We start from the raw sequence: 11,290 nt of genomic DNA, 5'->3' as shown, positions 1-11,290 counted from the left end.
GTGAAATGTACTCTGACCCCATTTTTACACAAGTTCCTTTTCACCGCCGTTTTTCGCTGAGCGATAGATAGCGTTTAGTAGCGCAATCGATCTACGTCCTTCAAATCCATCCACAAGTGGTTTAGTGCCGTTATCAAGGGCATTTAATACATCTTCGAAGTTTCTTTGATGCCACACGAAATCGATGGCCGATGGATCAGCTGCTCCTGCTCCCGCTTCATTTTCAGAAAGCCCATACTTGCATCTAATCTCTTTGTCTTCTTCGCTTTCTTCAGCAAACTCCCAGACTCGAAATTTATCATCGCTCATAAAAACTGAGCCCTTAGAACCAGTGATTTGTATCTCTGCCGGATGACCACTTTTAGACCAGCAAGCTGTTGAGCCTTGAATAACGCCTAACGCACCATTTTTAAACTCTAGCATTGCAATTCCAACATCTTCCACCTCTATGCCATCATGGGCCACCAGCCTAGTTTCTGCTCGCACAGATTTTACATCTCCCATTACATAAAGAAGCAAATCAATCGTATGAATTGACTGATTCATTAACGCGCCGCCACCGTCGAGTTGCCATGTACCGCGCCATGCGCCGCTTTCATAATACTCTTGGGTTCGCCACCATTTAATATAGGCATCTGCCATGGCAATATTGCCGAAGCGCCCAGCGTTTATAGCTTGCTTAAGTAACTGAGAAGAGGCGTTAAACCGACGAGGAAAAATACCCGCTAGCATCACCTTGTTTTGGGCACACACCGCAATCATTTCATCTACTCTTTCAGCAGTAACCTCCAGCGGTTTTTCACAAATGATGTGCTTTCTCGCTTTAGCGGCAGCTGATATTGGCTCTAAATGAAAACCTGATGGCGTGCATATAGTGATGATGTCAATTTCAGGAGACGTTATAAACGACATATAGTCGTCGTAAGGTGTACAGCTATGCTTTTTAGAGAACCCATTCGCCTTATCAATTGAACGTGAATAAATCCCTGTTAATTCTGCATTGGGAATAGCGTGAATGGCCTGAGCATGAAAATCCGCAATCATGCCTGCGCCGACAATTCCGAATCGATACATTTTCCTGTTCCTTTTTTGTTCAGTTGAAAAAGTATATGGGAACTCAGCGCGCTAAACTAGGCTTAAAATTATGGGGTCAGAGTACATTTAAAAAGCGAAATTGCTTTAAATAAATGTACTCTAACCCCATTTCGATTCTTCTGAAGGGGAAATGTACTCTGACCCCATTTTTGGTGTGCTATATTTTGAAGATAATGCCGTCACAGAACATGAAAACCTGACGGGTCGGCTTGGGAAGAAGCGTTAGCATTACGTCTTCGTCTATGTCTAGCCCACCGGTGAATTGCCCGAAGGCGGGCATTACAAATAAGTTTTTGTTGTTAGTAAAGCATTTGCCAGAGTAACGACGTCGTGTAACGGTGGTGCGCTTTTTGGGATGATAGTGACCGATAACTTGCGCTCGCTTTTCGCTCATTTCTGGCTCATGCCTGAACACCATATTATCTAGCACTATTTCAAAACAGGGCGTGCCTGGAATGCCTTCCGGCAGGTCTGGGTCATGGTTACCTTCTACCCACATCCACTCTTTCACTTTATCAACAAGCCTACATAGGTGCTGACGGTCTTCAATAGTCATACGAGACATGCTGTGTTTATCGTGAAAACTGTCCCCCAAGCTTATTACTCGCAAAGGTTGGTAATCATCAATAATACTTTCCAGGCGTTTGAGTGTGGCGGTGGAATCTAAGCTGGGTAAGGGGTTCGCATAACTGCGTAAATAACTGCCTTTTTCTAGGTGAAGATCAGAAACAATCAGCCAGTCGCATGCGGGTAAATACGCCACGCCACGTGCGTCTAATAACCACAGATAGTCTGCATATTTCGTAATAGTAATGTGGCGCTGACTAACTTTTTCAGTCAGCCACGCGTCGGTTATTGCCAAATTAACCTCTTTATTTTTCGTTTGTGAGTTTTTATTACCAGGGCAAAGCTGCACATTTATATAGCGAAATACTATTTAGCTTTCCTGTCCAACGTACTTACCGCCAATGTTTGTTAAGTAAAGCATCAGGCGTGAGGTACATCGTTTATATGGGAAAGCGAGTTTGAATATTCTGCTTAGTCCCACCCTATTCAACACTAGCCCCTGAGAGTAACGCGCGAACTTCGTCTAACATGGTTTCGGCTTCGGCGTATAAATTGGCTTGCTCAATAATGGCTTGCGCACCAGCGCCTTTTACTTGTTCACTGCGCACATCAAGCACAATAGGAATAGCCATGGGCGACGGTTTTTCAAGGTTAACTAATGTCGCTGAATCTACATAACGAATGAGTAAGTTAGCGAGTCGCCGTAAGTCTAGTAACTCTCGCTCAGCATCAGCCCTGGCTACTTTCAGTAAAATATGATCGCGGTCGTGTTCTCGCAATGTATCGTAAATAAGATCCGTAGAGAAGGTGACCTGCTTCATGGTTTTTTGGCTGGCGTGATAACGCTGTTCGGTCAGCCCGCTTACTACCGCTACTTGCCTGAACGAGCGTTTAAGCATAGGCGCCTGTAACATCCAATCTTCTAACTCGTCGCCTAGAATATCCGGCTGAAACAGCTGCTGTAACTGCCCTTGGGTAATGGCGTTCACTGATGCTACCGACAAACCATAATCAGTCACGCTGAAGCTTAACGGCTTAATGCCCATTTTTTCCATTCGCCGCGTTAACAACATACCTAAGGTTTGGTTCGCTTTGCGACCGTCGAAAGTGTAGTACAAGGTATAGTGCGCCTGCCTAAACGGAAACTGCTCCACCAGCACCTTATCCGGGCTAGGTAGCTGCGAGAACGCCTGCTGAAGATTAAGCCATTCTTGTACCTGTGCCGGCAAGGCTTTCCACGACTTTTGAGTAGCCAAAATCGCTCTCACCCCTTCCGCTAAATAAGTAGAAAGAGGCATTTGCCCACCCGCGTAGCTTGGTATTTTAGGCTCTTTCGCTTTGGCCGGCTTGGCGTGAAGCTGCATGTCGCGAATAGCTTCAAAGCGCAGTACTTCTCCGCCAAAATAAAAGGTATCTCCGGGCGTTAACTGCTGGGCGAAATATTCTTCTACTTCACCGATGATCTTGCCCTGATTCCCTCTTCTAATACGCTTTACTTTAAGTCGCCCTGCCTCAACAATTGTGCCTATGTTTTGTCTGTGTCGTTGAATAACCCGACGATTTGCTGGCGAGTACGTGCCATCATCATTTCTGGTCAGGCGCTGATACCGTTCATACGCATTTAGTGCACTGCCACCGTCTTGAGTGAAGCGCCACAGTTTATCGAAATCGTCTCTATCTAACCCTTGATAAGGCGTTGCAGTAAGTATCTCTTGATACAAGGCACCCGGGCTATCAGCTTTGCTACATAAACAGTTCAAGATAAACTGCGGAATGATGTCTAGCGCGCCTGGCTGAGGGCTTTCGCCATCAAGTTCACCTTTTTCAATGGCCGTAATGGCCGCTTGGCATTCCAGCGCTTCAAAACGGTTGGCTGGTACAAGTAACGCTTCGCTAGGCTCATCTAACCTGTGGTTCGCTCGCCCTATCCTTTGCAGCAGCCTGCTTACGCCTTTCGGAGCACCTACTTGAATGACTTTGTCGACGTCGCCCCAGTCGATACCTAACTCTAACGCAGAAGTACACACAATTGCTCTTAGCATGCCGCTTGCCATCATGGCTTCGGTTTTTCGCCTTTGCTCTTTGCTCAAACTGCCGTGATAAAGCGCTATGGGAAGCGCAGCCTTGTTTGCTTCCCACAACATTTGAAATAGAAGTTCAGACTGAGCGCGGGTATTAACAAAAACAAGTGTAGTCTGCGCATTTTCTATGGCTGCATAAATATCATCAATGGCGTACCGGGCCATAAAGCCGCCAAAAGGCATGCGTGCTTTTGAGTGCAGCATTTCAACTTTTGGCTTCTCACCCGCTTTTACTTTAATGATATTAGCAACACTGTCACTGCCCGCTAGCCACGCGCCCAAAGTTTCGGGAAACGCTACGGTTGCTGACAGGCCTATGCGTTTGCAGCGTGGTGAAAGCACGCTTAATCGCGCTAGGGCGAGTGATAAAAAGTCGCCGCGCTTATTTGCCATTAAGCTGTGGGTTTCATCGATGATCACCCGTTTTAGCTTGCCGAAAAGCTTATCGGCATCGGCGTAACTTAACATCAGCATAAGAGATTCGGGGGTAGTAAGGAGGATATTAGGCGGCTTTTTGCGCTGTCGCTGACGCTTATGAGAAGGCGTATCGCCAGTACGCGTTTCAGCAGTGATAGGCAACGACATTTCTTCAATAGGCTGTAACAGGTTGCGATGAATATCTTGGGTTAACGCTTTAAGTGGTGAAATATATAAGGTATGTAAACCATTAAACCCACTCTGATTACCCTTGTTTTCAGCTGATGCATTACTCTCATTTAATTCACTAAGCTCTACCAAACTTGGCAGAAAACCAGACAAGGTTTTACCCGCCCCTGTCGGTGCTATCAATAAAGTACAGTCATGTTTATCTTTTTCCACCAACATGGTCTGTTGATAATCACGCAGTTGCCAGCCTTTTTGCTTAAACCACTTAGCGAAAGCACAGGGAAGTAATGTCATTTATGGTATCTGTTATGCCTTTTCCGCTTTATACGCCAATTCCTTAGTTAAGTTTATATACGCCAACACCTTACTCTCTGCCTTTGTAATAACCATCAAAGCTCGGCGCAATATAACTACCTTGAAAAAATAAGTATCTACTGTACTTTCTATTTATTAGTGGATTAAGGTTATTAGCAATAGTTAATATTCGAATACACTTTAAGCATCGACACTACGAAAGCGATTACACTACACTCGTAAAACTACAAAATATGATTACAGGGAACGTAAATGCGAATTCAATCGATAGATGCCATTAGAGGTCTAGCAATCCTTGGCATACTGTTTTTAAACATTGCATATCATCAAAATTTTCACACCGGCTACGCGTTTTTTGAAGCGCCACTTTTATCTGATGAGATTATCTCGACAGTTAGCGCACTTTTCTTAGATGGAAGATTTCGCACCTTATTTTGCCTGTTGTTTGGAGCAGGTTTAGCTATTCAATTCGACGCTTGCCAAAAGCGAGGGCACAACTTTTTAGACTTTTCTAAATCACGGCTTAAATGGCTATTTTTATTTGGGTTAATACATGGCGTGTTCATATTTGGCGGTGACATACTGCTTTATTACAGTCTTTGCGCCTACTTTGTACTAAAACACTTAACGTTAGACCAAGAAGCGCTTCGCGCGAAAAGTGTTAAATATTTAGTCGTGGGAAGCATCATTATGCTTGTTTTTGGCATAGTACTTACGCTTGGATACGACTACGGTGGCGCACCGCCCCTTAGGTCTAGTGAGGCCTACGCCGAAGAGGTTACGGAATGGCAAAGTAGTTATTTGTTCCAAATAGGAGTTCAAGCATCTTTTGTTCTTGCTACCGTTATTGCAGCCCCTTTTTCCATGCTGTGGCAGTCGATGGGGCTTATGATGTTTGGTGCCTACCTTTATAGAAGCGATTTTTTTAACCTTGGCTTCTCTTCTGCTGTATTTAAAAAAGTGGCTATCATTGCCATAGCCACCTCTGTTATTACTGTTATTCCTCAGATAATGTTTGAGCAAGTAACCTCAGATGTTATTCCCATGTTTACCAGTATCCCCGCTATTTTCTGTGCTTTTGCCTACGCTCATCTGTTAATCAAAGTGAAAAACACAACCAGCTGGTGGTATCAGTCACTTATTAACTGCGGCAAGGTGGCGTTTACCCTCTATCTAACACAGTCTATTGTTTTGGCTGTGCTGTTTCGTGTGATTATGCCCGCTTACTACCCCGAATTTGCCTATACCGTTACGCTGCTCGATTTGATGTTAATTACCCTTGCGCTTACAGCAATTCAAATATTGTTGGCGAATTTTATTACTAAGAACTTTGAGCAGGGGCCATTTGAAGCGGCATGGAGAACACTGTATCTGCGCAGCTTTTATAAGAAGCAACAAAGCAAGCAAGATGATGGTTTGGTAGAAGAGCAAGAGTTGGCGACAGAGGCAAACAAAACCTCATAGCTAACATCTGTGCTAAAAGACGTTATATAAATCCGATTCAACCAAAAAGGACCAGAATAAAACCTGGTCCTTTGGCATATTGGCGTAACTATCTAGAATCTGAAAGTGCCTAGCAAAGTAGCCGAGCCTAATTGGTTTTCGTCAGTATCGTAGCCTAACCCAAATTCGATAGATGAATGCGGGTTAAACCAGTAGTGAATGCCTAATTCAAGTGGTCGATTAAGGGGGTGAAATACGTAGTAACAAGCATTCCCTTATTTGGCAGGACTATAAGAAGTGCATCCATCAACGTGGTTAAAAACTGACGATACTGGCCTTTATTGCGAGCCGGGTGAGTTTTACATCGACCCAATGAATGAAGTCGCCACCGCCCTTGTCACACACGGTCACGCTGACCATGCACGGGCAGGCCATAACAGTGTGTACGCAAGCCCAGAAACACTGGCGATTATGCAAACCCGCTACGGTGAAGATATGGCTACTCACCAGCACGCTGTAGCTATAGGTGAAAGCATTAAGTTTAACGATGTAAAAGCCACATTTTATCCAGCAGGCCATATTCTTGGCTCTACACAAATTCTTATTGAATATGCAGGCTACCGCGTTGTGGTTTCCGGCGATTACAAACGCCGTCACGATCCTACCTGCCCGCCTTTTAAAGTTGTACCTTGCGACGTATTGATTACCGAAGCCACTTTTGGGCTTCCTGTCTTTAAGCACCCGCCCATAGAACATGAAATTGAAAAACTACTTCATTCGTTGCGCGTATTCCCCGAAAGGTGCCATTTAGTAGGCGCATATGCATTAGGCAAGTGCCAGCGGGTTATTTTAGCGCTGCGCGAGGCGGGTTACACCAAGCCCATCTACTTACATGGTGCACAGCTAAAGCTGTGTGATCTCTATAAGCAATTAGGAATAGACTTAGGCAACTTAATACCGGTGTCTGAGGTCGCGGATAAAAAAACATTAGCCGGTGAAATAGTCATTGCGCCGCCTTCTGCACTTGCCGATAGGTGGTCGCGAAGCTTGCCTAACGTGCGACCTGTGGTGGCGTCTGGATGGATGCAAATCCGTGCTCGCGCTAAGCAAAAAAATGCAGAGCTACCGCTTATCATCTCTGATCATTGCGACTGGCCTGAATTGCTGCAAACCATTGAAGAAGTCAACCCGAAAGAAGTGTGGGTAACCCACGGCAGAGAAGACGCCTTGATGTATCAGGCACAAAAAATGGGCTTTAAAGCCAGAGCGCTATCGCTAGTCGGTTATGATGAAGAAGAGCAAGGAGGCGATTAGTGGACGCATTTAGTCACTTACTTGAACAGCTGTATTTCACGTCTGGAAACAAAGCTAAGGCACAGCTTATCGCCGACTACATTGCCAATACACCAGACCCTGACCGGGGCTGGGCGATTGCTGCTATGGCAGGCACGTTGCGGTTCGACTTCTTTAAACGAAACACGGTAAAAAAGCTTATTACCGAACATACCGATTCTGCGCTTTTTGCCATGAGCTATGACTATGTGGGTGAGGTTAGTGAAACTGTGGCCCATTTATGGCCTTACAGCGAGCCTTCAGATTCGCTACCCACGCTTACCGAAGTGGTACAAACCTTTGCATCCATAAGTAAGCAGAAAGTTTCTGAGACGCTAGCCCACTACCTAACAATAATGACACCTGCGCAGCGCTGGGCATTACTAAAGTTGGGCACACGAGGGTTACGTATAGGTGTGTCGGCTCGCTCCATAAAACAAATATTGGCCGACTATGGCAATAAAGATATTAAAGAGATTGAAACACTTTGGCATGCGGTTACCCCACCTTATGTTGACATGCTTAGCTACCTAGAAGGAAAAGCCGACAAGCCTGATATTGAAAACGCCGTCACCTTTCATCCAGTTATGCTTTCTCACCCCATTGACGATAGCGATATCAACGCTTTCACCAAGGACACTTGGCAAATTGAAAACAAATACGATGGCATTCGTGTGCAGCTTGTCGTTAAGTCAAATAACGCTGGAGATGATAAGACTCAAAACGGTAGTGGCGCCGATGGCGACGAGTCTGAAAAAGCCCTTTTTTCCCGTACTGGCGATGATATTAGCCACTCATTTCCCGACTTACTTGAGTCTATACGTGGCAATATGGTGCTAGATGGAGAACTGTTGGTTATCCATAATGCAGAACATGGCTTACATCAATCTGAAGCATCGACTACCCAAAGTGCGGCTAGTCAACGCACGAGTAGTAATAAAAGCGGTAAACAGGCTTCAACCGCCACACAGCCAGACGTGGATACCTTTAATGCCCTTCAGCAGCGCCTTAATAAAAAGAAACCGAGTAAAGCGCTACAGTCTTCCTCCCCCGTTGGACTAATCGTTTACGATGCTTTAGTGCTTGATGGTGAAGATCTAACCGATAAAACACTAAAAGCAAGGCGCGATGCCCTTGAAAAATGGTTTAGCAAAACGAATAACAGCCGCTTGTTTCTTTCTGAAACACTTAATGCCACTTCCCCTGAAACTTTGCGCCAGCTTCACACCCAAGTATGCCAAAATCGTGCGGTAGAAGGGCTGATGATAAAGCGCTTAGATAGTAAATACGTCCCCGGCAGACCCAAAGGCCAATGGTTTAAATGGAAGCGCGATCCGCTGGTTGTGGATGCGGTAATGATGTATGCACAGCGCGGACACGGTAAGCGTTCCAGCTTTTACTCTGACTACACGTTCGGCGCTTGGGAAGACAGTCAGCTTCTGCCTATCGGTAAAGCCTATTCCGGGTTCACCGATGAAGAACTTAAAAAACTAGATAACTGGGTAAGACGCAATGCCGTAGGACGGTTTGGCCCGGTGAGAGAAGTGAAAAAAGAGTTAGTGCTGGAGGTGGCTTTCGACGCTGTACACCCTTCGTCAAGGCACAAATCTGGGGTTGCGCTTCGCTTTCCCCGTATCCATCGAATTCGTTGGGACAAACCCGCCAATGAAGCTGACACCTTAGCGAATGTTAAAGCGTTAATAGAAAACTAAGCCCGCAAAAACACTTCCTAAGTTAGACAAAATCGCAGAGAATGAGGTGAGAAAAAAGTAGGCGTATGCCTTACAAAACACATTAATAGGAAGTCGCCATGCCTAAGGCTAGTGAAATTAAAAAGAATAACACCGTGGTATTTGACGGAAAAACTTGCATTGTAAGAGACATAGAACGCTCTGTGCCTCAGGGTCGTGCAGGTGGCAGTATTTATCGCATGCGCATGTACGATGTAGTTACAGGCGCGAAGTACGATGAAACCTTTAAAGACTCAGACACCTTAGATATGGCTGACTTAATTCGTCGCCCTGCTATGTTTTCGTATATTGATGGCGAAGAATATGTGTTCATGGATAAGGAAGACTACACCCCTTATCACTTGAGCAAAGAGAGCATTGAGAACGAAGCTCTGTTTATTAACGAAGAAACCGATGGCATTCAGGTGGTTATTGTTAGTGAAGTGCCCGTTGCCTTAGACTTACCAATGAGCGTTGAGCTTGAAGTGGTTGAGACCGACCCGTCTATTAAAGGTGCGTCAGCTACCTCTCGCACTAAACCGGCAACGCTTTCAACTGGCTTAGTCGTACAGGTACCAGAATACATCAGCACGGGTGAATGGATAAAGGTTAATACCGAAGAGCGCAAGTTCCAAAGCAGAGCCGACAAACACTAGGCCGACTTCCCGTATTAACTTATGCTGCTGGTAGAGCTTTAAAAGACAAAAAAGGGTTCAATTGAACCCTTTTTTATGGCCTGCTTCACAGCTTTTAAAGCGTTTTTTAACGCTTTTACTTAGCAATATTTTCCTGTGTAGGCAGCGCGCTGAATGCGCCGTATTGCGTAACCGTGTAAGCCCCGCAACGAATAGCAAACTCAGTGGCTTCGCTAACATTTTCAAAGTTTTCGGCCCACGTATCGAACTCATCGGCGTTTTTAACTTTGGTCGAAAGGAAATACAAGAACCCACCGATGAATGAATCGCCGGCTGCGGTGGTATCTTTTACATCCATTTTTGGCGATGCCAACGTACCGCTGAACGACTTAGTAATATAGTGAATTGGCTCGCCACCGTCGGTTACCAATACAACTTTCACACCGCTATCTAGCCACTGCTGTACTTTTGCATCGGCATTCTCTTCACCGTACAACTCTGCAAGTTCTTCGCGGCTTGCCTTTAAAACAGAGACTTTCTTAGCGGCCTCATCAATACGCGCTGGTGCATTGGCAGTATCATCCCAAAACGCTGGGCGATAGTTAATGTCTAAGCACACCATCATGCCGTTTTCCTTCGCCCTGTTTAAAATAAACTCGGTGCCGGGAATAAGTTCAGGGCCAGAAATCGAGCCAGAACAGAAATGAAGTACCGTATTTTTGTTGCAATCGATCGTCGACAAGTCTTGTTCTGAAATGTGCTTGTGCGCGGCATTATCAACGTAGAAGTCGAACGAACGCTCGCCGTCTTCATCTAAGTTTACAAACGCCAGTGCCGTGTTCCCTTCTTGTGTGGTCCACACGAAGTCGGTATTCACTTTGTAGTGCTCAAGCATTTCTTTAAGAAACGCCCCAAAAGTATCGTCACCGACCTTTGACACCATCGCGCTCTCGCCACCCAGTTGAGCAACGGCAACCGCCACGTTAGCAGGCGCACCACCAGCATAAGGCTGAAATGGCTTCATTGCTGGTATGTTGCCATCTTTGGGCGCTGCACCTTGGCTTAACATATCAATAAGCACTTCACCTAAACACAAAATCTTCATACCAGCCTCGCTCAAAAAATCTCAAAAAGGGGTCGTTTACTCGAACGCACTGTGCGTAAGGTTAACGAATCGTTAATTAATTGGGGCATAGTATTGACGAACAAACCCATTAAATCAACCTAATTGATTTAAATTTTTTCCAAAGAATTGTAGGATGTGAATGTATTCTATTCAAAACAATGGATATTTTTTTGAACAAAGTGAGCACTATCGCTTCCATTTGAAGCTAGGCTTGCTGTTATACCAGTCCGCAGAGATAATTATCCGCTCAGCGATAGTTAAAATGTTCGGAATTGCGGCGTATTACCGCAGGCATAGTAGTTCTACATCTAGGTGACACAACATAGAGTAGGGACATTTTAAGCTTGCCTTCGGGAAGGT

Annotated in this window: 8 protein-coding genes; 4 read left to right on the top strand and 4 right to left on the bottom strand. The window is 45.2% G+C overall.

Going from position 1 to position 11,290, the window contains the following annotated elements; translation table 11 throughout:
• Nucleotides 1-24 precede the first annotated feature (24 nt).
• The 3 genes from E5672_RS13510 to E5672_RS13500 all read right to left on the bottom strand — a co-directional run bounded on the left by E5672_RS13510 (nt 25) and on the right by E5672_RS13500 (nt 4,643).
• Nucleotides 25-1,074 (bottom strand): Gfo/Idh/MocA family protein, encoded by a 1,050-nt coding sequence (locus tag E5672_RS13510; protein ID WP_136782663.1) that lies wholly within the window; start codon nt 1,072-1,074, stop codon nt 25-27.
• 178 nt (nt 1,075-1,252) lie between these two features.
• Nucleotides 1,253-1,957, bottom strand: a complete 705-nt coding sequence (pdeM, locus tag E5672_RS13505; protein ID WP_136782662.1) for a ligase-associated DNA damage response endonuclease PdeM — start codon at nt 1,955-1,957, stop codon at nt 1,253-1,255.
• 187 nt (nt 1,958-2,144) lie between these two features.
• The gene (locus E5672_RS13500) at nt 2,145-4,643 is read right to left on the bottom strand and encodes a ligase-associated DNA damage response DEXH box helicase (protein ID WP_136782661.1); all 2,499 of its coding nucleotides are present in this window, start codon (nt 4,641-4,643) and stop codon (nt 2,145-2,147) included.
• A gap of 273 nt (nt 4,644-4,916) precedes the next feature.
• Here E5672_RS13500 and E5672_RS13495 point away from each other — a divergent pair, with 273 nt between their 5' ends.
• The 4 genes from E5672_RS13495 (at nt 4,917) to efpL (ending at nt 9,825) form a co-directional block, all read left to right on the top strand.
• The gene (locus E5672_RS13495) at nt 4,917-6,128 is read left to right on the top strand and encodes a DUF418 domain-containing protein (protein WP_136782660.1); all 1,212 of its coding nucleotides are present in this window, start codon (nt 4,917-4,919) and stop codon (nt 6,126-6,128) included.
• A 276-nt stretch (nt 6,129-6,404) separates the two neighbouring features.
• On the top strand, nt 6,405-7,421 hold the full coding sequence (locus E5672_RS13490; protein WP_136782659.1) for a ligase-associated DNA damage response exonuclease: 1,017 nt from the start codon (nt 6,405-6,407) through the stop codon (nt 7,419-7,421).
• Nucleotides 7,421-9,151 (top strand): cisplatin damage response ATP-dependent DNA ligase, encoded by a 1,731-nt coding sequence (locus E5672_RS13485; RefSeq protein WP_136782658.1) that lies wholly within the window; start codon nt 7,421-7,423, stop codon nt 9,149-9,151. The genes E5672_RS13490 and E5672_RS13485 overlap by 1 nt, the downstream gene beginning before the upstream one ends.
• 98 nt (nt 9,152-9,249) lie before the next feature.
• Nucleotides 9,250-9,825, top strand: coding sequence for an elongation factor P-like protein EfpL (gene efpL, locus E5672_RS13480; protein ID WP_136782657.1), 576 nt, complete (start codon nt 9,250-9,252; stop codon nt 9,823-9,825).
• Nucleotides 9,826-9,940: 115 nt separating this feature from the next.
• On the opposite strand, the gene E5672_RS13475 is transcribed toward efpL, so the two are convergent.
• Nucleotides 9,941-10,909 (bottom strand): carbohydrate kinase family protein, encoded by a 969-nt coding sequence (locus E5672_RS13475; RefSeq protein ID WP_136782656.1) that lies wholly within the window; start codon nt 10,907-10,909, stop codon nt 9,941-9,943.
• Nucleotides 10,910-11,290 lie beyond the last annotated feature (381 nt).

It is taken from the genome of Alteromonas portus (genome assembly GCF_005117025.1).
Classification (GTDB): domain Bacteria; phylum Pseudomonadota; class Gammaproteobacteria; order Enterobacterales; family Alteromonadaceae; genus Alteromonas; species Alteromonas portus.
This window is presented reverse-complemented; position numbering and strand designations above follow the sequence as displayed.

Bases quoted from the DNA above. Each gene is read 5' to 3' on its own strand.
- E5672_RS13510 (WP_136782663.1), bottom strand. From the start codon at position 1,074: ATGTATCGATTCGGAATTGTCGGCGCAGGCATGATTGCGGATTTTCAT.
- E5672_RS13500 (WP_136782661.1), bottom strand. From the start codon at position 4,643: ATGACATTACTTCCCTGTGCTTTCGCTAAGTGGTTTAAGCAAAAAGGC.
- E5672_RS13495 (WP_136782660.1), top strand. From the start codon at position 4,917: ATGCGAATTCAATCGATAGATGCCATTAGAGGTCTAGCAATCCTTGGC.
- efpL (WP_136782657.1), top strand. From the start codon at position 9,250: ATGCCTAAGGCTAGTGAAATTAAAAAGAATAACACCGTGGTATTTGAC.
- E5672_RS13475 (WP_136782656.1), bottom strand. From the start codon at position 10,909: ATGAAGATTTTGTGTTTAGGTGAAGTGCTTATTGATATGTTAAGCCAA.